Below are 21898 nucleotides of genomic sequence, written 5' to 3'. Positions count from 1 at the left end.
TCGGCGCTCGTCGTTCGCGCGGCGTCGCGGTCACTCGACGACGGCCCGCACCTGCAGGTATTCGACGCGGATCGCGTTGTCCCCGAACCACTCTTCGAGGGCGGCGACGGCGTCGCGTCGGAGCGCGGCCCGCGAATCGTCGTCGTCCATGCGCCGGAGCACCGGCGAGAGCGGCCCGGACTCCTCGGCGAACTCGCGCCAGAAGTGATGGGGCGTAGCGTATCGGAACTCGAGGAGTCGGCGCTGGAACGAGCAGTCCGCGACATCGGCGAACTGCTCGCGGACGAACTCGGGGTCGCCCCACTGCAGGTGCGACCACGGATCGCTCGGCGGGTCGGCGACGTGGTCGGTCAGGACTCGAGTGAGGTCACCGACGACGCCGTTGGGCGACCACGCGGTGAAACAGACCCGGCCGCCGGGTTTGGTCACGCGCCGGAGTTCCGCCCCGGCGCGGGTGGAGTCCGGCGCGAACACGTGGCCGAAGTTCGAGAGGACGACGTCGAACGCGCCGTCCGGAACGGGGAGGGTCTCGGCATCGCCGGTGAGCCAGCCGATGTCGTCGTAGCCGGCCAGCGCCGCGTTGTCGCGGGCGAGGTCGAGCATGTCGTGCGCGAGGTCGAGCCCGAGGACATCGGCCCCCGCTCGACGGGCCGTCAGCGCGGCGTTGCCGGTCCCGCAGCCGACGTCGAGGACGCGGTTGCCCGGATCGATGCCGGCGACGTTGACCAGCCGTGCGATAGCGGGCAGCATGTTCGGGGCCATCGCGGGGTAGCGGCCGGCCGACCAGACGTGTCTCGCCGCTCGGTCGCCGGGTTCAGTCGGGTCGTCCATATCCGGAGGTCGGTCGCCACGCACAAAAGTCGATAGCCGCCACTGCCGTCGATGCGAGCTATCACGTCGGACCGGTCGCCCGCTTGAGGGACGGGCGACCGACCGCGGACGAGCGTTTATTTCCCGCGAGGGTGAGAGGACGGTATGACGCGCGTCGCGCTGATCGCCCACGACGAGAAGAAACCGGATATCATCGAGTTCGCACGGACGCACGAGGAGCAACTACAGCAGTACGAACTGATCGCGACCGGGACCACGGGGGCGCAGCTCATGGAAGAGACCGACCTCGAGCTCGAACGCAAGGAGTCGGGGCCGCTCGGCGGGGACCTGATGATCGGTGCCGAAGTCGCGGAGGACCGCCTCGACGGGATCGTCTTCCTCCGGGATCCGCTGCGAGCACAGGCACACGAGCCCGATATCTCGGCGCTGCTGCGTATCTGTGACGTCCACGACACGGCGCTCGCGACGAACCTCGCGTCCGCGACGTTTCTCATCGAGGGGCTCGCCGAGTGACGCGGGCCGCGGGGCGTCCGGGCGGCCATCGAGGACTGCGTCACCGCCCGTTCGAAGGGATAGCTTCAACCCGCTCGAGGCCCCTCACATAGCTATGCCACAGGCGGTCGTCTTCGACCTCGATTACACGCTCGCCGTTCCCCGTCGAACTCGGGCGACCATCCTCGAGGAAGCCACGGCCGCGACGGGCGCGCCGTCGCTCACTCGCGACGCGTACCTCGAGGCCCACCGACGGAACCTCACCAGCGAGACGCGCGAACCCATTTTCGCCGACCTGCTCGAGGAGTGCGAGAGCGACGCCGATCCGGCCGCCGTCGCGACGGCCTACCGGGAGACGATTTCGGACTCCCTGGAGCCCCTGCCGGGGGTCGAAGCCATGCTCGCGGACCTGCGGGGCGAGTACCGGGTCGGGCTGCTCACGAACGGGCCTGTCAAGGCCCAGCGGGACAAACTCGAGACGCTGGGCTGGGAAGATACCTTCGACGCCGCGCTGGTTACCGGCGAACTCGAGGCGGGCAAGCCAGACCCGCGCGCGTTCGGGGCGATCACCGACGCGCTGGGCGTCGATCCCGGCGACGCGGTCTACATCGGCGACGAAGTCGAGGCCGATATTCGCGGTGCAACCGAGGCTGGGATGGCCGCGATTCAAGTGCTGCTCGCGGACGGGCCCGAGCCCGATTCGCGCGCGATCGCCCACGTCGAGCAGGCGGAGATCGCCGCGACGCTACCGGAGATCGTCGCGGACCTCGAGTAAGAAGTCGAGTCCGTGGGGCCGGCCTCGAGATCGACTTCGCCGTTCGATGGGATCACGATCGTTTCGGACGACTGGTTTCGTGGTACTGCCGATCGTCGTACTGGCGATCGTGGTACTGCCGATCGTCGTACTGGCGATCGTGGTACTGACGAAGAACGGTGCTCTGCGCCGGCTGGCAGCACGGAAAACCACAGCCTCCCCAACCGATTGCGGTCCTCGCTCCCCGGCTCGCGGCGTTGCCGCTCGCCTTTCCGCGGCGTCCTCAGAAGTGCAAAGCACTTCTGATGGGCTCGAGAATCGCGACGCGATTCTCGAACGCTTCGCGCCGCGCTTTCGGTCGCTGCGGTCCGCATCCCTCGCACATCGTCGTCGGCCGCCCTCGCTTGCACTCGGGCGACCGACAGCGCGCGCCCCTGCAGTGCGCTCTCTATAAGGCGACTCTATTCCTCTTCGTCGGTCTCCGCGAGCACCCGACTTACCTGCTGTACCACGTCCGTCGCGCGTTTGACCTCGGCTCCGCTTTCCACGAAAACCAGCGTGCGGGGCGGATCCGTCGCCTTCGGACGGACTCGGAGGTCGACGTCCGAAGCCGCCTCGGCCGCCGCGTCGTGGCCGGCTTCGAACTCGAGGTGTGCCCGGTCGTCGTGGACGAACGCGCGGGCGATCCGCTCGTCGTGGCGGGTCACGTCGTAGGCGCGAGCGCCGTCGGCCGTCGGTTCGACGTCCCGATCGGCGTTCGTCACGGCGAAATGAGCGAGTTCGCCGTCCTCGCGGCCGTCGAGTTCGCTCGCGAGCAGTTGGGCGATCCGGCGGCCGTCGGTGATCCGATCCTCGACCATACTCGGTGGTGCGGGCGGCGGGATTAACCCTCTTCGGTGTCGACGACGGCCTCCCGGGCGATCGGGACGAGGTCGTCGGTATCGATGCCCTCGCGGCGGGCGTAGACCACCGCGGCGGCCTCGATCGTCAACCCGAGGTCCCGCTGGAGGGTGTTGATTGCGCCGACCGCTTCGTGTTTCGCCATGCCCTCCGCGACGAGCGAGTCGAGGACGCGTTCGAACGCGGAGCGTTCCCGCAGGAGGTCCTCGTCGGGGACGAACTCCTCGGGCACCGTCACCTCGGCGGGGTCGAACGCGACCTCGAGGCCGTCGTCGCCGCGCTCGAGCAGGCCCTCGCCGGTGGCGATGTCGATCAGTCGCTTGGCCTGATCGGGGGAGAACCAGTCCCGGTCGAGCGAGAGGGCGACGACGAACTCGTTTTCCTGCAGTCGACGGGTCCCGTTCTGGATGAACGGGGCGGCGACCGCGACGCGGAGGCTCATCGGGGACGACTTGCTCGAGCGGTGAGAAAACGATGGCGGTTCCGGCCGACTCGGGGGCCGGAGCGCGAGCGAAACTGCTGGCGTGGCAGGCGATCAGTCGGAGGCGCGACCGCCGCCACCGCCGTTCCGATCGGCTCGAGACGGTGGCGGGAACTCGCCAGCCGCCGGCTCTGGCGTCTCGGGGAGGACACAGCGGTCGAGTTCGCGATTGACGTGGCGGTACTGGTCCGGCGCGTTCGCGAGGGGGTGGGCGGGGTTCTGATCGCTGTCGATCCGGGCAGCCCGCACCTCGTCGAACCCGCTGAGTCGGGCCTGAATCCCGCGCCAGTGATACCGCGTCGCGGCCGGGACCGAGACGGGACGGGGTGCTTTCCCGTCCGGGTGCCGCGTCGCGAGGATGGCACTGTTGACGTTGCTGGCGAGCGCGTCGTGGTCGATGAGGACGCCGACGGCGGCGTCTCGCGGCGCTCGCGCTGCGAGGACGTCGAGTCCGAGGTGGAGCGCCCGATACTCCGCGACGTTGTTGTCCGGCGGCGTATCCGCAGTCGAGACGCGTGCGACGCGGGTGCCGTCGCGCGTTTCGATGACGGCACCCAGCCCACCGCCCGAGCCCCGGAAAGACCCGTCGGTAGCGACGTAGAAGTCACGGTGATGGGTCCGCGGCGGATGGGCGATGTGGGGTGTGGGCGACTCGTCGAACAGGTCCCGTAGTGCGGGCCGGCCGTGAGCGGCCATGCTCCCGTCTACGGCACTCGCCGTCTTAACTATTCTGTCCCTGATAACATATGACAGACATAGTCATAGGAACCGATCGGATCATCCTGACCCACAGCGACGACGGAAAGACAGGTTATGGAAACAGTCTCGAGACGCCCCATGAACACCGAATTCGACGAAATCGGTCGGCTGTGGGCTCGTACCGAGCGCCCTCGAAAGCGGGCTCGTCGGGGCGGGGATTCGGACCCTATCTGTGTTGGCAGTAGGTGTAATACCGCTTGGTGCGTGGACGAGATATGAACCAGACGAACGCCAGTCGGATGGAAGCGGCCTGTTCCCTGCTCGCCGAGTCCGAGCGGCGCTATCTGCTCTACCAGTTGGCCGACGACGCCACTGCGAACCTCGAAGATCTCGTCACCCAGGTCGCGGCATGGGAACTCGACGCCCGCACCGACGCGGTCGGCAAGGAGACCAGACAGCGCGTCTACGTCTCGTTAGTTCACAACCACCTGCCGCGGCTCGAGGACTACGACATCATCGAGTACGATCTGCGCAGCGGCGATATCGTACTGGCCGAGGGATTCGACGACATCAAGCCCCTGCTCGAGCAATTCAGACAAACCGAGGAGGAACCCGAGATTCGCGAACGGCCCCCGCTCTGAGCCCGGCGTCCAGTCTTCCTTCTTGAGTCCCGATTGCCGACCCCCGATTTCCGGTTCCCGACCGCAAAGCGGCAAGTCACTGATCTCTTAATCCGAACGTGGTCGGCGACGGTCCCAACTGGATCGACAGACGAGTCGGCGGTTCGCCGGTCGCCGAACCGGTCTCGAATCGAAAGACAAAGGCCGTCTCTGCCGGGAGGGCCACTGTGAGCCGCTATCGAAATCTCGTCCTCTTCCTGACGCTCGCAACGCTGTGGGGGTCGGCGTTCGTCGCGATCAGCGCCGGCCTCGAGTACATTCCGCCGGTGCTGTTCGCGGCGCTGCGATACGATATCGCCGGCCTACTGATGCTCGGCTACGCCGCCATCGCCGTCGATCACTGGCGGCCACGCGGCGGGCTCGAGTGGACGCAGGTCGCCGTCGGTGCCGCGCTCTTAATCGCGGCCTACCACGCGTTCCTGTTCGTCGGACAGCTGAACACGACGGCCGCGGCGGCCGCGATTTTGGTGAGTCTCTCGCCGGTCCTGAGCACCGGGTTCGCCCGATTGCTCGTCCCCTCCGACGCGCTCTCGTCCGTCGGGATCGTCGGCGTCCTCGTCGGCCTCGTCGGCGTCGCGGTGATCGTCCGGCCCGACCCGTCGAACCTGCTCGCCACCGACGCGGTAGCGAAGGGACTCGTCTTCTGTGCCGCGGCGGCGTTTGCACTCGGCAGCGTCCTCACCCGGCGGATCGATGCTTCGCTCCCCATCGAGACGATGGAGGCGTGGTCGATGCTCGGCGGCGCGCTCTTGTTGCACATCGCGAGCCTCGCGATCGGCGAACCCGTCGAGCCCGCCGCGTGGACCCACCCGGAAGCGATCGGCGCGATCGCGTACCTATCGGTGGGTGCAAGCGCCGTCGGCTTTCTCATCTACTTCGACCTGCTCGAGCGACTGGGTGCCGTCGAGATCAACATGGTATCGTACGTCGCACCGATCGTCACCGCTGTCGTCGGGTGGCTCTACCTCGGCGAGGTCGTCGACGCCGCGACGCTGCTCGGATTCGGGCTCATCGCGGTCGGGTTCGTCCTCGTCAAGCGGCGGGCGATCCAGCGGGAGTTCGGCCACGTTCGATCGCGGGGCTCGAGCGACTGAGACGGTCTCCCGTCCGTCAGTGCCGGCACAACCCCGACCCCGACCGAATGACGGTTCGGTAAATCGGTGCAGTAACCCATATGAACCCCGCGAGGCGTCTCACTGGCGGTGTGCGTGCCCGACGTACAGCGCCAGCAGGTTCCCGACGATCAGCGCCAGAAATACGCCCCCCTCGAGCGACGACGACAGCCCCCTGGCGAGCAGGGGCAGGTACAGAATCGGCATGGCGATCGCCGTCCAGAACCCCGCCGCGCGGATCGGCGTCGCGATCGCCGGTGCTGCGCGCTCGAGCACACCGTGTTCGTCGTCGCGGCGGTCACTCGACGAACTCGAGTCGGTAGATCGCCGGTCGGGGAGGGAAGGGGGGCTCGCCATGGTGTCTCCGAGAGTGTACTGTCGGGCGCGCCGACGCAAATACCGGCCCGACCGTTTCGGACGATTACGGCGAGTTCAACGGGATCGGGCAGATTGAACGAGCGATTTACCGCCGAATGCCGTCTTTGACATGCGAACAGTGATGGGACCAGTAGCGCCCTGATTCGGCACAGCGGCGTAGTCTCATGTTTAAATACGAAGGTGGAGCAACGCTCGCCATGAGCGACATCGAGCGGATCGAGCGGCGACTCTCCGCCGTCGAGCGCGCGGTCGTCGACGGCGACATCGAACTGGACGAACTCGCCGACATCGCGTCCGTCGCCGGGATCCTCGAGGAACTGACCGCACAGGTCGAGGAGCACGAACGCCGTCTCGCCGCCCTCGAGGGCCGGACCGACGCACTCGACGGGGCCGTCGGCAGCGTCGACTCGGTTAACGAAGCCGTCGAGCGCCGTGCCGACGCGGCCGTCGCCGCGGTTGATCGACTCGAGTACCGCCTCGACGAACTCGAGGGGGCCGTCGACGAGACGATTGATCTCGACGTGGACGTACCGCGCCCCGCCGCTGACGGCATTACGTCGGAAAACCTGACCGAAAACACCGAGACGGATGGGGCGGTCCCCGCTCGAGACGACCGCGATTCGAGCGCGGTATCGAGCAAGCGGGTTGATGCGAGCGAGTCAGGCAGCGACCTGCCCGCCGTCGAACGAACCGTCTCGGAGATTGTCTCGCCGGCGACCGAAGGGGACAGCGAATCGGGCCGCGAACGCGCCGACTCGAGCCACGGAGACAGCAACTCGAGTATCGGAGCCAACAACTCGAGCCACGAAGGCAACGAATCGGACGGGGACCCACCGGATGGACACACCGGCGGTCTCTCGAATCGAAACGGCTCGACGGCTCGAGAGCCACGGACCACCACCGGCGCGACGCAGGCCGCCCTCGACGATCGACTCTCCGATTCGGCCGATCCGAACGGAGCGGCCGGCAGCGACGGTGTCGACGGAACCTCCCGAACGGACGACGCACGCGACGTTCCGCCCGATGGCGACGAGGAGTCCGCCGGCGGCGTATTGCAGTCGATTCGGGCCAGACTGCCGTGATCCGGTACGTTGTCGCGATCGTGCTCACGGTCGCGATCGTGGTGCTCGCGGTCCCGGCGATCGAACGCGGAGCGTCGATGAATACCCAGCGGCAGGTCGACACGAGCATCGCGGCGATCGACGACGCGGCGACATCGCTTTCCGACTCCGGCGAACTCTCGCCCGACGGCCACCCCGATTCCCGGCGAGTCGTCGACGTGACGCTGCCGCGAGGGTCGCTTACGACCGCATCCGTCGATCACTTCGAGATCACGCCGCGGGCGAACGGGAGCTACAGCGCCGTCAGCTACGTGCTCGAGGACGGGACGACACGCAAGTCGGTAATCGGAGAACCGATCGTCTGGAACGATCCCGCGGCCAACGAATCGGTCGAACTCGGCGGGACCGGCGGGATCCGGCTCGCACTGACGCTTCAGGCCGACAAGAACGGGGACCCGGTCGTCGTCGCGAGCCGTGTGTGAGTTTAAATCGGAAGCCGCTGCCAGCACCGGTATGTCTCAGGACGAGATCGGACACCTCCGGTCGGTCATCGACGGCCTCGGCGTTCGCAACTTCCTCGGTCGGGACAACCCAGGAGTGGGGCGTCTCTTCGGCCGAAGCGAAAATGCACGATCACCGTGTGCCTGTCGGGTATCCGTCGAGGACGAGACGCTGCTCCTCGATGCGGCCGACTGCGATGGCGACCTCGAGAGCGCGAGCGCCTGCCGGCAGACGGCAGTCGACGCGCTTGCCGACCGCGACGCCGACCAGATCGTCGTCCGATCGAACGGGCTCGAGTACCGGTACGACGGTCGCGGTGTCGCCATCCTCAGGGCGGCCGGCCGGTTCGTCGCGCTGCTCGGCGATCGTGACGAGCAGCTGGCGACGGCAGCCACACGGGAACCGCTCGCGGTCGCCGAGGACGTCCGACGACGAGTCGGCCCGATCGCCGACATCGGCGTCGAATCAGGACTGGTCGCAGCCGCGAGTGGGCTCGAGACCGGGAGCGACGACGCGGCGCTGACGCCGACCGTCGGGCTCACCATCGGCCAGTACTTCGTCGACCGGACGATCGCCGACGGCGCACACCTCAGGGACGTCCGGTCGCTCGAGACCGGGAGCGACGCGCGAATCTACGGACGGCCGGACGGCGTCGCGCGCTACGCCCTCGACGTGATCGACACGACACTCGCCAGTGCTGAACGCCAACGTCTCATCGAGGGGTACGAAGCGATCGCGGAAGGCGTCGTGGAGGGGGATCGCGCAGCCTCACGGGCGATCGAAGCCGTCGGTGACGAGCCGGCCGATCCGCGCTTGACTGCAATCTTACGCAAACACACGATCGGGTACGGCATCCTCGAGGACCTGTTCGCCGATCCTCGCGTCACCGACGTGTACGTCACGTCGCCGGTCTCGGCGAACCCCATCCGCGTCGTCGTCGACGGGGAGTCGATGACCACGAACGTCCACCTCACGCCCGGCGGCGCTCGAGCGCTCGCCTCGCGGGTTCGGCGCACGAGCGGGCGGGCGTTCTCCCGGGCGAGTCCGACGGTCGACGCGACGGCCGCGCTCGAGAGCGGTACCCGGATCCGGGTCGCCGGCATCACCGATCCGGTCGCGGACGGCATCGCCTTCGCGTTTCGGGAACAACCCGACGACGAGTTCACCCTGCCGGCGCTCGTCGCGAACGGGACCATGTCGGCGGCGGTCGCAGCGTTTCTCTCGGTCGCCGTCGAACGCAACGCCGCCGCGTTGATCGCCGGGACCCGCGGCTCCGGAAAGACGACACTGCTTGGAACGCTGCTGTACGAACTCGCGGCGGAGACCCGAACGGTCCTGATCGAGGACACGCCCGAACTCCCGGTTGGGCCGTTGCAGTCGGTGGGACGGGACGTGCAGGCGCTGCGAACGGGGTCCGGCGACGGGCCCGAGATAACGGCCGAAGCGGCGCTGCGGACGGCGCTTCGACTCGGTAACGGGGCGCTCGTCGTCGGCGAAATCCGCGGCGAGGAGGCGCAAGTTCTCTACGAGGCGATGCGGGTCGGTGCCAACGCGAACGCGGTGCTCGGGACGATTCACGGCGACGGTGCCGACGAGGTCTACGAGCGCGTGGTCTCCGACCTCGCCGTCGAACCCTCGTCGTTCGGTGCGACGGATCTCGTCGTCACCGTTCAGGCCCACCGAACGCCTGAGGGGCGACGGCGACGCCTCGCCAGCATCGAGGAAGTCGTCGGCAGCGGCGACGATATCTGGTTCGAGCCGCTGTACGAGTTAGACGGCGAACGGGCGGTCGCGACCGGACGCATCGACCGCGGCGAGAGTCGGGTCGTCGAGCGCCTCGCCGGACCGACCGAGAGCTACGCCGACGTTCGGGAGGCGATTTCGGCGAGAGCGGACCTCCTGTCGACGCTCGCCCGCGACGGCCGAACGGACCCGCAATCGGTCGCCGCAGTGTACGCCGGCCGGGGCAACGGAGAGGAGTGATCGCGGAATGGGACACTTCTCAACGCTCGTCCGCACGCTCGCCGCGCTGTATCCGGCCGCCGTCGACGGGAGCGACGACCTCGAGGAGTCGCTCTCCTTTACCGACTCGCCATACGACGCCGAGACGATCATCCGGGCGGGATACGGGGCCGGGATCGTCGCGGCCTTTCTCCCGCTGGCGTTACTGGTAACGTCGGCTCCGCTCCCCTTCGTCCTGTTTTTCGTGCTGGTCGCACCGCTCGCGGCGATCCATACCGTTCACTCGATGCCACACTTGCAGGCGGCGTTTCGCCGGACCGAAGCGCTCGGCGACACGCCGAATCTCATCGGCCGAGCGGTGCTGCGAATGCAGGTCCAGCCGGCGCTCGAGGGCGCGGTTCGGTTCGCGGCCGAAACGGGCCACGGCCCGCTCTCACAGAGCCTCGACGGCCACATCGACCGGTCGATCGGCACGCCTGGAACGGGCTTGCTCTCCTTCGCCGACGAGTGGGCCGAGTGGTTTCCGGCGCTCCGGCGGTCGGCGCACCTGCTCGTGGCCGCCCAAGACGCGCCGGACGCCGAGCGCGTCCGTACGCTCGATCGATCGCTCTCGGCCATCCTCTCGGGGACTCGCAGCCAGATGGCCGATTTCACGACCGCGATCCGGGCTCCGGCGACCGGGCTGTTCGCGTTCGGGATCATGATCCCGCTCGCGCTGGTCTCGCTCGTTCCGACGGTCCCGATGGTCGGCTACGCGGTCAACATCTGGTTTTTCGTCTTCCTGTACAACGCGGTCCTCCCTGCCGCGTTGATCGGCGCGAGTCTCTGGTTGCTCGTCCGCCGACCGGTCGCGTTTCCGCCGCCAACGATCGGGCACGATCATCCGGACGTTCCCGACCGGCTCCGGCTTCGGGCGCTCTGGGGCGTGCTCGCCGGCCTCTGTAGCTATCCGCTGATCGCCGCCGTTGGCCCCGCACACCTCGCGCCGATCGCTGCCGTCGGTATCGGCCTCGGCATCGCGCTGCTGGCCACGTACGCCCCCATCCTCGCGGTCCGCCACTACGTCCGCGACGTCGAAGCACACCTCACCGACGCGCTGTACATCGTGGGACGGCAGGTCGCTGAGGGCGAGTCCGTCGAATCGGCGGTCGAACTGGCGGCCGACCGCGTCCCCGCCGAGACCGGCGAGGTCTTCGAACGGGCGGCCGGCCTCCAGCGGCGGCTGCACATGGGCGTCCGGGCGGCGTTTCTCGGCGACTACGGCGCGCTGAGAGACATCCCGAGCCCGCGCGCTCGCGGGACCGCCGCGTTGCTCGCGATCGCCGCCGACGAGGGGAAACCCGCCGGCCGCGCCATCGTCTCGATGGCCGACCACCTCGAGGAACTCGAGGACGTCGAAGCCGAGGCGAAATGGAACCTCGAACAGGTGACGAGTACACTCGACAACACGGCGGCGTACTTCGCGCCGCTCGTGGCCGGTGCGACCGTCGGGATGGCCGCGATGATGTCCAGTGCGGATCTGACCGGGGCAAGGGGGGTCGACGCCGCCGCGTTCCCCGCCGACTCGCTCGGGATCGTCGTCGGCATCTACCTGATCGCGCTGTGTTTCATCGTCACGCCGCTCTCGATCGCTCTGCGCCACGGGATCGATCGGGCGCTCTTCGGCTACCACATCGGCCGCACGCTCGTCTCCTCGATGGTGCTGTACGTCGCGACGGTGACCGTCCTCGAGGTGTTACTATAAGACTCACCGGACTCGGATTTAAATACGAACACGCGGCGAGAGGCAGCATGGATTTGGAAACCCCAGTCGACGGCTGGTACGTCTGGCTGGCCGTCTCCATCGTCAGCGTCGCCATCGCGGGTATCGCAGTCGGGTTACCCAACGGGCCACCGCCGGACGCAAACCGAGCAGCAAACGCCATCGAGGAAACCGCCGGCAGTACCGCCGACGCGAGTTCGACCTACGACCACGACGCGACCGAGATCAAGTTCGACGGCCGGACGGTCGCGATGCGAAACGAGCACGGTACCGCTCGAGCGAGTCTCACCTACGGCCACGTCGTCCCCGTCATGGGCCACGAACGCCTCGAGAACCTCTCCGCGGGACGCGCCTTCGCAGAGGAGTACGCGACGGAACTCGACCGAGCGGACGTAAACGCGTTCGACGTCTTTCTCGAGGACGTCGACGACGCGTACGCGGACAACACCGGGGAGTGGCGGACTGCGGACGAGCGGCTGCGCACCCGAACCGTCAGTACCACGCCGGTCCCGACTGTCAGCGCCGCCGTCGCATTCGAATCCGTTCCGGGAGACCAGACGCATGAAGGTCGGTTCGCCTACGAGGCGAACACGGACGCGACCGTACAGATACTGGCGACCGGCAGCAATGACCTCGGTCAACTCGAGAAATCCGTCGATGCAGGTCCCTCGAAGAGGACCGCGAATCTCGGACCCGACGATCTCAGCGATCACAGTGTGTTATATTTCCCGATCGACGTGCGGGTCCGGGTCGGCGACGAGATCGTTTGTACCGAGACGATCAGCGCCGAGCAGAGCGTCGACGCTCTCGAAGGGGTCCCCGCGGACCACGATACCGAAATGGTCCCGGTGTGTGGCTCGGGCGGCGCAGCCATCGATACGCCCGCGGAGATACCGGGATACGTGAGACACAACGCGGCGACGGAACGGTTCGATGTCACGCTCGTCGATGTTTAGCGGCCGGCGCGGGCAGACCGAACCGCTCGCCGCGCTCGTCGCCGTCTCGGCGCTCATTGTCGGCGTTGGACTGTACGGGCTCTATATCACCGAGACGCTCCCCGGAGCGACCGATCGGACGACGGAGACGACGGCAGTCAGCCGGATCAAGGACGATATCGAAACCGACGGCGTCGTTTCCGGCGACGACCGCGCGCTCGGAGACGATATCGAGACGGCCTCGCTTCCGCACGGGCGGAACGTCTACGTGCAGGTCACGATCATCGAGGACGGCCGCGAGACCGTCGTCGCCGACGCGTTCTTCGGAACTGACGGCCGGCCGGATCGGGACCCGATCGAGAGCGGGGAACTCGAGGGGCCGCCGGCGGAAGCGGGCGTAGCCGAACGCCCGGTCGCCGTCGAAACGAGACCCGGTTCCGTTCGGGGCGGAACGCTGACCGTGGGGGTGTGGGACGGATGAGCGGCGACCGCGCCGTGAGTACGGTCATGGACGTCGCGATGGCGCTCTTGCTCATCAGCGCGAGCGTGTTGCTGGTCGGGCTGCACCTGTCCGGCTCCGACGACGAGTTCGACGACGACCGCGCCGACAGAACCGCCGAACTCCTCGGCGAGTCGACGCTCAGCGTTCGGTACAGTCTGGCTGACACCGCACCGATCGACGACCGCGCTGGCGAGTCCTACCGAACCGAGTACGGCTCGGCCACGGGACTGCTCGCGGACGCGGCCGTCGCGAACGCCCGCATCGACGGGACCCGAATCCGACCCGCCGGCGACGAGTTCGAAACCGCCGTCGACGCGTCCGTCGAAAGCGCTCTCGTCGGCTCGAGCGGCGATTTCTACGCCGTCGCCGAGTGGGAGCCCTACGACAACGCCTCGATCAACGGCACGGCCACCGCCGGCGAGCGACCCCCGCCGACCGCGGACGTCTCGAGCGTCACGCTGACCGCCTCGAGCGGGTTCCCGGCCGTCGATTCGGCCGAAATCGAACGCGCGTATCTGGACGGCGGTACCGACTGGAACGAGTATCTGGGCAATCGAACCGACCGCATCGATACGCCCGAGAACAAATCGTTCGAGGCGGCCGGGATGGTGGTCGGTTCGGCGATCGTCGACGGCTACTTCCCGCCGGCCGACACCCAGCGAACCCTCGAGAGCCAAGGCGTCTCCCACGAACTCGCGGTCTTTCGCTACGAGCAGATAGTCGCACCCCTCGAGTACGAGTTTACCGGGACGACGAACCCCGATCATCACGGCCCGCTCAAGCGCGACGAGGCCGACGCCGTCGAAGCGAACGCACAGGTACTCCGCGGACTCGAAGACGCCGACGCGTTCGGTCGAAACGGGTTGGGACACTGGATCGGGAAGGACCTACAGACCGCTCTCGAGCCCGAAATTGCGGCGATCGAGGAGAAGTACGACGGCGACCGACGAGACGAGGAGATCGCGGCGCTGCTCGCCGACGAGATATCGACTGCCGACGTGACGATCACGATTCAGACGTGGAACCATGACTGACCGACCCCATACCGTTTCGATCGCAGACGACGACCGTGCCCGCATTCCGTTCGCCCTGATCGCCGTCCTGTTGCTGCTCAGCAGCATCATGATCGTCGGCGTCCTGGAATCCAGAGACACACCGACCGTCGACACCGACAACGCACTCGCGATGGACCGCGCCGAGTCCGTCGCCGTCGGCGAACTGAGACAGGCGGTCCTCCGCGCCGCCGACGATGCCGCCAGCGCGCCCGTCACATCGACCGACGGGGCGGACGCGGCCTTCAGCAGTGCGATCGACGAGGACGAGGCGGTGTTCGACCAGTATTTCAAACTCCTCATCTACCGCGAGGTCTCCGAATCGTTCGCGACCGCCGAGCAACGGGTCGATCACGACACCACCGCCCGAGCCTCGGTCGACCGGATCGACTGGGGCGACGGCGACGACCTCGAGGCAGCGATCGACCGCGTCTCGATCGACAGGCGGGAAGCCGGTGTCATCACCGTCGAAGTCGACGGGATCGAACTGACCGTCAGCGAAGGCGACGGCGAAACGGCGACCGAGCAGCGATCGCTCGCGGTGACGGTTGGCACACCGCTCTACCAGCTCAAAGACCGAACCGAGGAGTTCCAGAGCCAACTCAACAAAGGCTTCTTCGAAACCGACAGCTACGACGGCTTCGGGCGGTACTTCGCGGCCCGAATGTACCCCTACACGTGGGGGAAAGCCTACTACGATCGCCTCTCCAGCGGCGACCGCGCCTTCCATAACCTCACCCCGAACGAGCACACCGAAGTGATGGTCAACGACGCCGTCTTCGGCCTCCAAGAGAAGACCTTCGGCACGACCGACCCCTACAAGGACCGCGCCATGCTCCTCCCGACGCTCTGTATGGGAAGCGATCTCGCCTCGAGTGCAGGTGATGTCAAAACCGAGGACTTCCTTCCCGGCGGCGAGAACAACTCACTCGCCAACGAGAGCGACCTCTGTAACGCCGATCTGATCGACGCCGAGGGTGAGCTCCCGGACGCACCGACCGTCCAAGATATCGTTTTGACGATGCTCGAGGACAACGTCGAGACCGATGTCGAGATTCAGGCCCATCCGTTCGCTGATGTCTCCTATATGCAGATGGCGGCCGGGATGGACATGGGTCAAGTTGAATCAGAGTTCAATAAATCATTAAAGGAAGACGAGCGATTCAATGAAGACTACCTTAAACACTACTTTGCTAATGATATCGATAACTCGGGACAGGCAGAAAGTGTCGCTAATCTAGGTAACACTATTGGTGAAATTGACGATTTATACAGTGTTGCAGAAGAATCTGATGAAATCAGTGAATTGATATCCGATATATATAGCATAGATATAAAAACAAGTGAAGCAGGACCATATCGTCATGAGAGTTTACCAAATCCATCACCGCCGAGTGACTGGGCTCAACACCCCGGAAACTGGTCTGGTCCGATCAACACAACTTATCTACCAAACACCTTTCCTGCGGATGCTAATGTTTCAATCGAATTTATCTCTGATAACAAGAATACTGATTTTAACAATCGAGATCTGGCCAAGGTTAATATAGAATATGAAAACTCGATTGGTATAAAATCAGAATGGAAACATGACGATGAAAATCGTTCCTCTTATACGCATCTGAATTGGAAATCTGGAATAACATATAGCGCAGACTATGAAATATCCGGAGACCTCGCGTCAGATAGTGCTACTGCTGAAAAAGAATCGCACGGTTTGAAATCACCCTTCTCTACAGATTCGTGGAATGAAAGTTATGGAGATGTGGATAACTTTGAGGGTGTAGAAGAAAAATCAGTGAAGAAAAGCTTTAATCTTCGATCTGCATCTATTAGTTCTCAAGAACAGGAACTTGAGCGTAGAATAGAGAAATCGAGTGGTTCGATAATCACAGAGAGTGACCTCGAGCAAGCAATTTCTTATTCTGCAAACCCAGAGGTCGACGTCAGCCCACGAGATAAAGATGAACTTTATGAATGGCTATTAGCCGAGCTTAACCAAACCCATTATGAGACTGTAACAGTTGTCGATCCTCACCAGTCAGATCTATCAAATATGGTTAAGAAGCCAAGTCCGATTAGACAAGTGAAGGACAACGTGAGTAAGATAGAGCATGAAATAGTATATCAGAATACATCCATTCCATATAACAATACGGCAGACCTCTTGCGAGTTGAAGTACGAAAGCAGTATTACCAGAATACATACAATAATATTGATCAGGTTAGCGATTGGCATGATGAGACACTTGGTGAGAGCAGTGCGATACTTAATTCTCTCCTTGGAGATCTCCTTGATACAGGTAATAATCTCCTTGGTGGGCCAATGGACTTCATCGATCGAATGATGGATCCAGAAACACGCCCCAATGATACCCTTGCCTCAATCGAAAAATCACCATTAACAGAAGATTCTAACTATCAAATTGAGGCATCTCCAACGTATCTGTCACTAGAGACGGTTAATCGATCAGATGTTCCGGCTGTCCGACCAGAAGGAGAAGGCGTTCTTGAGATAAACGATACAGAGCATGCTCCCTTGGGAGCTGGTTATCTTGACGGAGTCGGCCATCCAGGTCTTCCCCTCATGCCATGGCCTTCCCTGTTTTACCTACAACTTGATGCATATTATGTTGATTTACAAGGAGAGTATGCTCGCTTTGAGGTTCGTACAACCAATGGGGACCCAACAAATTCTAACCAAATGTCCTATGCTCGTCAAGATTCAGAAGTGACAATTGAAACAGCATCTTGGGCAGATCAAGACGAATTGACAGTTGGCACTGTGGAACCAATCTCGTTCGAGAATACTCTACTGATACCGATTGTTGTCCCGAGTCCGCAATTACTAGCCCAAGGATCACCCGGTGTTGGAGATACGTGGAGGTATGGAAATAGCGGTGCGACACGTCAGAGTTGTTCAAAGGGCTGGAATAAAAGCGGGCCTAGTTTTACTGAAAGTGATAGTAACAAATGTATAACTAATGGTGCAAATGGGCTTCCAATTAACTGATTTTGTAAACATTTCCGTCCGCTGCTGACGCATATATATCATTATCAAATACAACTGGTGAGACACTAGCAGGCTCCTCAAACACTTCACTTTTCCAGATCTCATGTCCTTTTTCAGCATCAAATGAATAGATAGTTTTAAGATCAACATGATATACCGATCCATCAACGATAACTGGTTTTGAACTTGTCGTAGAAGTAAGTTTCTGCTCCCACACTATTTCTTGTTTGTTTATATCTATCGCAAGTAACCAGGAATCTCCACCAAGGTAAGCAGAACCGTTCGCCTCAACATAGACTATACCATTTGCTACTGACGGGTCAGATGGAACTACGGATTTAGTATCAATTGACCACTCTTTCGTCCCGTTGATGGAGTTAATCGAATAAAGTTGTTGATCTTCACCACCAACATAAACAGAGCCATCAGAAATTGCTGGATTACATTCACCCATTATTTCTTCATTCGGATTTTCAAAACTCCATTCTATTTCACCGTCTTTAGGATTCACTGCATACAACATAATCCCGCTTGTAAAATACACTCGATTATTATTCACTGCTGGTACTTTCGAATAGGGGCGCCCTCCAGAATGGTCACGCATGTTATGTATGGTCGTTTTGTTGCCGCGTGAATCAAAACGGTGTAAAAACATATTCTCTGTACCAATTATACCGTTCGGAACTGGAGTGGGTTGGATATTACTTATTGCTGAATTATATTCCCAATCAATGCTCAGATCGTCTCTATCAAGTGCTACTATCCCGTCTTTTATTCCGACAAATATGCGATCATTTTTGAACGCGGGATGAGAATCATGCAACGAGTTTATCACTTTCTCGCTATTTAATTCCTCCTTATCAAGATCATATGAATAAAAATTCCCATCTGAAGAACTCACATATAGGGTGCCCTCAACAATTATCGGACTATTTCTAATCGATCCTTCTGTTTCTACAACTACATTTGATTCAACATTTTCATTAGTTGGCCCAGTCGCAGTCGGATGATACCCCGTATTCTGCGGATCGACGCCGTACATTGGCCATTCGCTGGGCAGAAGTTCGTCACTGGCCCCGTTCTTATCATTATCGCTCTTATCGGTATTCATACACCCAGCGAGTCCCGAAATCCCGGCAGTCACGCCGAGACAACTCGCCAACCAATTGCGACGAGTTCGGATCGATCGATTGCCCATAATATACTCCGTATTTCCTGTTCAATCAAATAAAACGCTTGGAATCTCATACTTCGACGTGGATAATGTATCTCGAGAGAACCCGATCGAGAGATGGCGAAAACGAGCGCGGTAACCCGTTCCATCGAGAACCCCCCCTCTGCCAACCACGCACTGACAGACGAGGGCGAAGGCTACGACCGCGCTCGAACCGAGGTTCAAAAGGGATGCCGAGCCACTGTCGGTATGATCGCTATCGCGGGTGCGAAAGGCGGCTGTGGAAAGACGGTGACGACGATCGGGCTGGCCGAGGCGTTCGGCCGGCGCGGGACGGCGGCGGTCGCGGTCGACGCCGATCGACAACTGCCGAACGTCCACGTCGCGGGTGGTGTCGATCGGGAACCGACGCTCGCGGCACTCGAGTCTGGCACGAATATCGACTCGGTCGTCCAATCGAGTCCGCGGGTCTCGAACGTCGGGTTGCTCTCGGCTCCGGAGCCGTCGACGCAGGTCGACTTCGAGGCGGCGTTCGAGTTGCTCGAGACCGACGGTGTCCAGACGTTCGTCGACTGTCCGTCGGGTGCGGGGCCCGATGTCGTCGAACCGCTTTCGGCGGCCGACGGCGTAATCGTCGTGACGACCGACGGCGAGCGCAGTTGCAGCGCCGCGGAGACGACGATCAAGCTGGCGCGGCGACTCGAGGTCCCGGTGCTCGGAACGGTACTGAATCGATGTGACAGCGTTCCGGAGGCGGTCGAATCGTGGACCGACGTTCCGGTGTTGGGCCAAATCCCCGACGAATCGTCGCCCCTGACGGACGAGGAGACCCGCGCGGCCTACGACGATCTCGCACAGGCGCTCGAGCGGAGGGCACCACCGGACCGAACGCCGGTGGAGTACGACGACGATCTATTACCGACGGGAATCGACGAACTCGATCGACGGTTGGGTGGGGGACTGGCCCCGGGATCGCTGGTCGCGGTGGTCGCGGATCCGGCCAGTCAGTCGGAGCAACTCCTCTACGAGGCGACCGCCGTCCGTGGGACGCTCTATCTGTCGACCGAACGGTCGGTCGCGAACGTCGAGCGAGCGCTCGAGGCCGCGGCAACGACGACCGGGACCCCGACGGTTCGTCGACTCGACGGCGATACCCGTCCTTCGGCGGCGACGGACCTGATCGAGAAACTACCTGCCGCGTCGACGCTCGTCGTCGATCCCGTAAACGCACTGGAGAGCGGCGACCGGGACGCCTACGTCACCTTTCTCGACGACCTCAAAGAGCAGTTGGTCGCCACCGAAAGTATCGGCCTGTTACACTGTCTCGACGAGCCGGCAGCCCCCGACCATCGGACCACGACGATGCACGCAGTCGATGCAGTCCTCGAGATGGAGACGATCACACCCGAGGCCGACTCGCGTCTCGAACACCGTCTTACGATCCCGAAGTGCAGGGCCGGCGGGCGGTCGATGGAGCCGATCGAACTCGAGTTCGGAGCTCCCTCGAGTCAGGTCGAATCAGCCGGAAAGGATGGCTGAACGGCCGCGAGCGTCTGGACGATAGATCGGAGCAGTTAGATGACGCCGATTCGATCCGACAGCCGCTTTTCACAGCGTTCGATCCGTCGGGCGACCGTTCGGATCGCATCGACTGCGGCACAGTTGGGATAGACATCGCGGACCGCCCGCCACCGGCGCTGTGCGTCGGCGACCGCCGCTCGCTCTTCGATCCCGATTACCGGCGCGCCGAACGTCCGCTCGACGCGGTCAGCGAGCCGCTCGACGGCAGCGGCGTCGGCTCTGTTGAGGACGACCGCTGCGACCGGCGTCTCGAGGTCGAGGGCGAGCCGTCGCGTGCGGAGCGCATCGGCCAGCGCCGACTCCGTTGGTGTCGACACGAGGACCGTCAGTTGGGCGCTTTCCAGTTGGTGCCCCACGTCGCGTGCCAGCCCGGCCGGACAGTCCACGACGACGCGACCGCACTCGCGTTCGATCCGCTCAAGGACGCGTGGAAGCGCCGTCACATCCGCGGCGCGGGCACCGGCGAGCGTGCGTCCGGCCGGGAGAACGCGGACGGCCTGGTGCCGGTCGATCGCCTCGAGGGGGTCGGCTCGGCCAGCCAGCACGTCGTGGAGGTCCGGCCCGTGACCGCGTGGGAGGTCCGCGGTCGTCAAATCGCCTTCGACGACGACGGCATCGAGTTCGCGGCCGAGGTTGAGCGAGACCGTCGATTTGCCGACGCCGCCTTTCCCGCCGCTGACGGCGACGATCATCGCACCCGGTCGAGGCTGTCGAGGGGCGGTCGCCAGTCGGCCATCGACGCGAGCACATCGGTCGGTTCCGAGACGCGGTCGCTCGCACGGTGAGTGTCGGTCACCGCAAGCGGCGGGTCAGCTATCGCTGCCGGGTCCTTCAGGCTCGCGAAGCCGAGCCCGCGGCGGCGGTTCGGTTCGACCAGCCCTTCCCAACAGCCGTCACTCCACTCGGGTGCCGATCGTCGATCGCCGTTCGGGGTCCAGAGCGGTCCGTCGACGCGGTTTTCGATACGGACGATCTGGGGCGTCGTCAGCGCGTTCGTGACGATCGCCGAGATCAGCGTCACTCCCTCGGTTCGGTCCGTCTCCCAGTCGAGTTCGATCACGGCCGGCTTGGCCGCCCGATCCAATAAAAAGGTAACCGCCGTCGGGGCAACTGTGGCGGTGGCTCAGTGGGAGGCGCGCTACTCGGTCCGATCGTCGCCGCCGGCTCCCGCGTCGGTTCCGAGGTCGAACTCGCCAGTGAATGAGCCGCCGGCGGACTCGAGGACGACCGTCTCCCCGGCGGTCATCGACTCGCCCATCTCGACGGCGATATCCTCGAGGTCGACTGCGGGCGGGAAGAGCAGGTCGACGCGGCTCCCGAAGGCGATGTGGCCGATGCGGTCGCCGCGCTCGAGGGCGTCGCCGCGCTCGGCGTAGGGATGAATGCGGCGGGCGAACGCGCCGGCGATCAGCGTGACTTCGGCGTCGTGAGCTGGTTCGTCGGGGTGGGAATTCGGGGGGCCGTCTCCGGCCATCTCCTCGCTGTCGGTGGCGACCGGTTCGCCACCGTCGTCTGCGATCGTCGTCGTTTCGTCACTGTCGGACGGCAGGGTCGGAGCGTCGGTCTCGAGGCGGACGTGGACGCGTTCGTTCCGGTCGGATTCCTTCGAGAAGGCGGGCCGGTTCGCACCGGAGACGTGTTCGACATCGGTGACGCGGCCCGCGAAGGGTGCGCGGATGACGTGGACGTGCCAGACGTTCATGAAGATCCCCAGTCGGACTTGGTCGCCCTCCTCACGGAGGACGGAGACGTTCCCGTCGGCCGGCGAGACGACGCCCGACGGCGGCGGGGTGCGTTCGGGATCGCGGAAGAACGCGAGGGTACCGGCACCGGCCGCGAACGTGACGAGCCCTGCCGTGACACTGATGAAAAGGGCGAACGGGGCGGCGAGCAACGGAAGGATCGCGTACTTCCAGGCCCCCGGCGCGAAGTTCATAGGAGCGGTAACGTGATCGAATCGTATGGCCGTTACGGATGGGGCGGTCGGGGACGGCGACGGCGCGTTCGATCGGTGAGCGACGGCGTCGG

22 protein-coding genes are annotated in these 21898 nt (G+C 63.7%); 13 read left to right on the top strand and 9 right to left on the bottom strand.

Annotated features, from left to right (window positions below; translation table 11 throughout):
* Positions 1–30: 30 nt before the first annotated feature.
* Positions 31–831: a class I SAM-dependent methyltransferase gene (locus C489_RS09125; protein WP_006430933.1), complete on the bottom strand. Its 801-nt coding sequence runs from the start codon at positions 829–831 to the stop codon at positions 31–33.
* Positions 832–975: 144 nt separating this feature from the next.
* Here C489_RS09125 and C489_RS09120 point away from each other — a divergent pair, with 144 nt between their 5' ends.
* Positions 976–1344: a methylglyoxal synthase gene (locus tag C489_RS09120; protein ID WP_006430932.1), complete on the top strand. Its 369-nt coding sequence runs from the start codon at positions 976–978 to the stop codon at positions 1342–1344.
* Between the two features lie 94 nt (positions 1345–1438).
* Complete coding sequence (locus tag C489_RS09115; protein WP_006430931.1) at positions 1439–2098, top strand: HAD family hydrolase; 660 nt, start codon at positions 1439–1441, stop codon at positions 2096–2098.
* 440 nt (positions 2099–2538) lie between these two features.
* Here C489_RS09115 and C489_RS09105 read toward each other — a convergent pair whose 3' ends face one another.
* The 3 genes from C489_RS09105 to C489_RS09095 form a co-directional block, all read right to left on the bottom strand.
* On the bottom strand, positions 2539–2937 hold the full coding sequence (locus C489_RS09105; RefSeq protein WP_006430929.1) for a hypothetical protein: 399 nt from the start codon (positions 2935–2937) through the stop codon (positions 2539–2541).
* 23 nt (positions 2938–2960) lie between these two features.
* Entirely contained in the window at positions 2961–3419 is a 459-nt protein-coding gene (locus C489_RS09100; protein ID WP_006430928.1) for a DUF2240 family protein, read from the bottom strand.
* A gap of 93 nt (positions 3420–3512) precedes the next feature.
* A complete protein-coding gene (locus C489_RS09095; protein ID WP_006430927.1) occupies positions 3513–4154 on the bottom strand; it encodes a ribonuclease H family protein in 642 nt (213 codons plus the stop codon).
* Positions 4155–4432: 278 nt separating this feature from the next.
* On the opposite strand from C489_RS09095, the gene C489_RS09090 reads away from it, so the two are divergent.
* Both C489_RS09090 and C489_RS09085 read left to right on the top strand, forming a co-directional pair.
* The gene (locus C489_RS09090) at positions 4433–4798 is read left to right on the top strand and encodes a DUF7344 domain-containing protein (RefSeq protein ID WP_006430926.1); all 366 of its coding nucleotides are present in this window, start codon (positions 4433–4435) and stop codon (positions 4796–4798) included.
* A 206-nt stretch (positions 4799–5004) separates the two neighbouring features.
* Complete coding sequence (locus C489_RS09085; protein ID WP_049890754.1) at positions 5005–5931, top strand: DMT family transporter; 927 nt, start codon at positions 5005–5007, stop codon at positions 5929–5931.
* A 99-nt stretch (positions 5932–6030) separates the two neighbouring features.
* Here the strand turns inward: C489_RS09085 and C489_RS09080 are convergent, their stop codons facing one another.
* Positions 6031–6306: a hypothetical protein gene (locus C489_RS09080; RefSeq protein WP_006430924.1), complete on the bottom strand. Its 276-nt coding sequence runs from the start codon at positions 6304–6306 to the stop codon at positions 6031–6033.
* Between the two features lie 218 nt (positions 6307–6524).
* Here C489_RS09080 and C489_RS09075 point away from each other — a divergent pair, with 218 nt between their 5' ends.
* Genes C489_RS09075 through C489_RS20785 form a run of 8 tightly spaced genes read left to right on the top strand, consistent with a single transcriptional unit; the run spans position 6525 to position 17115 of the window.
* A complete protein-coding gene (locus tag C489_RS09075) occupies positions 6525–7409 on the top strand; it encodes a DUF7310 family coiled-coil domain-containing protein (protein ID WP_006430923.1) in 885 nt (294 codons plus the stop codon).
* A complete protein-coding gene (locus C489_RS09070) occupies positions 7406–7870 on the top strand; it encodes a DUF7311 family protein (protein WP_006430922.1) in 465 nt (154 codons plus the stop codon). Before C489_RS09075 ends, C489_RS09070 begins: the two co-directional genes overlap by 4 nt.
* Positions 7871–7901: 31 nt before the next feature.
* Complete coding sequence (locus tag C489_RS09065; protein WP_006430921.1) at positions 7902–9872, top strand: type II/IV secretion system ATPase subunit; 1971 nt, start codon at positions 7902–7904, stop codon at positions 9870–9872.
* A gap of 7 nt (positions 9873–9879) precedes the next feature.
* Positions 9880–11595, top strand: coding sequence for a type II secretion system F family protein (locus tag C489_RS09060; protein ID WP_006430920.1), 1716 nt, complete (start codon positions 9880–9882; stop codon positions 11593–11595).
* Between the two features lie 47 nt (positions 11596–11642).
* Entirely contained in the window at positions 11643–12569 is a 927-nt protein-coding gene (locus tag C489_RS09055; RefSeq protein ID WP_006430919.1) for a DUF7283 family protein, read from the top strand.
* The gene (locus C489_RS09050; protein WP_049890741.1) at positions 12547–13029 is read left to right on the top strand and encodes a DUF7285 family protein; all 483 of its coding nucleotides are present in this window, start codon (positions 12547–12549) and stop codon (positions 13027–13029) included. Before C489_RS09055 ends, C489_RS09050 begins: the two co-directional genes overlap by 23 nt.
* Positions 13026–14084 (top strand): DUF7284 family protein, encoded by a 1059-nt coding sequence (locus C489_RS09045; protein WP_006430917.1) that lies wholly within the window; start codon positions 13026–13028, stop codon positions 14082–14084. Before C489_RS09050 ends, C489_RS09045 begins: the two co-directional genes overlap by 4 nt.
* On the top strand, positions 14077–17115 hold the full coding sequence (locus C489_RS20785; RefSeq protein WP_083902788.1) for a DUF7286 family protein: 3039 nt from the start codon (positions 14077–14079) through the stop codon (positions 17113–17115). The genes C489_RS09045 and C489_RS20785 overlap by 8 nt, the downstream gene beginning before the upstream one ends.
* Here the strand turns inward: C489_RS20785 and C489_RS20780 are convergent.
* A complete protein-coding gene (locus C489_RS20780) occupies positions 17108–18226 on the bottom strand; it encodes an outer membrane protein assembly factor BamB family protein (RefSeq protein ID WP_160163640.1) in 1119 nt (372 codons plus the stop codon). The genes C489_RS20785 and C489_RS20780 overlap by 8 nt on opposite strands.
* A 312-nt stretch (positions 18227–18538) precedes the next feature.
* Here C489_RS20780 and C489_RS09030 point away from each other — a divergent pair, with 312 nt between their 5' ends.
* The gene (locus tag C489_RS09030) at positions 18539–19828 is read left to right on the top strand and encodes a DUF7125 family protein (RefSeq protein WP_049890751.1); all 1290 of its coding nucleotides are present in this window, start codon (positions 18539–18541) and stop codon (positions 19826–19828) included.
* A 35-nt stretch (positions 19829–19863) separates the two neighbouring features.
* On the opposite strand, the gene C489_RS09025 is transcribed toward C489_RS09030, so the two are convergent.
* The 3 genes from C489_RS09025 to C489_RS09015 form a co-directional block, all read right to left on the bottom strand.
* A complete protein-coding gene (locus C489_RS09025; RefSeq protein ID WP_006430912.1) occupies positions 19864–20562 on the bottom strand; it encodes a MinD/ParA family ATP-binding protein in 699 nt (232 codons plus the stop codon).
* Positions 20559–20930, bottom strand: a complete 372-nt coding sequence (locus tag C489_RS09020) for a DUF7857 domain-containing protein (RefSeq protein WP_006430911.1) — start codon at positions 20928–20930, stop codon at positions 20559–20561. The genes C489_RS09025 and C489_RS09020 overlap by 4 nt, the downstream gene beginning before the upstream one ends.
* Before the next feature lie 78 nt (positions 20931–21008).
* Complete coding sequence (locus C489_RS09015; protein WP_006430910.1) at positions 21009–21806, bottom strand: protein sorting system archaetidylserine decarboxylase; 798 nt, start codon at positions 21804–21806, stop codon at positions 21009–21011.
* Positions 21807–21898 lie beyond the last annotated feature (92 nt).

It is taken from the genome of Natrinema versiforme JCM 10478, assembly GCF_000337195.1.
Taxonomy (GTDB): Archaea; Halobacteriota; Halobacteria; order Halobacteriales; family Natrialbaceae; genus Natrinema; species Natrinema versiforme.
This window is presented reverse-complemented; position numbering and strand designations above follow the sequence as displayed.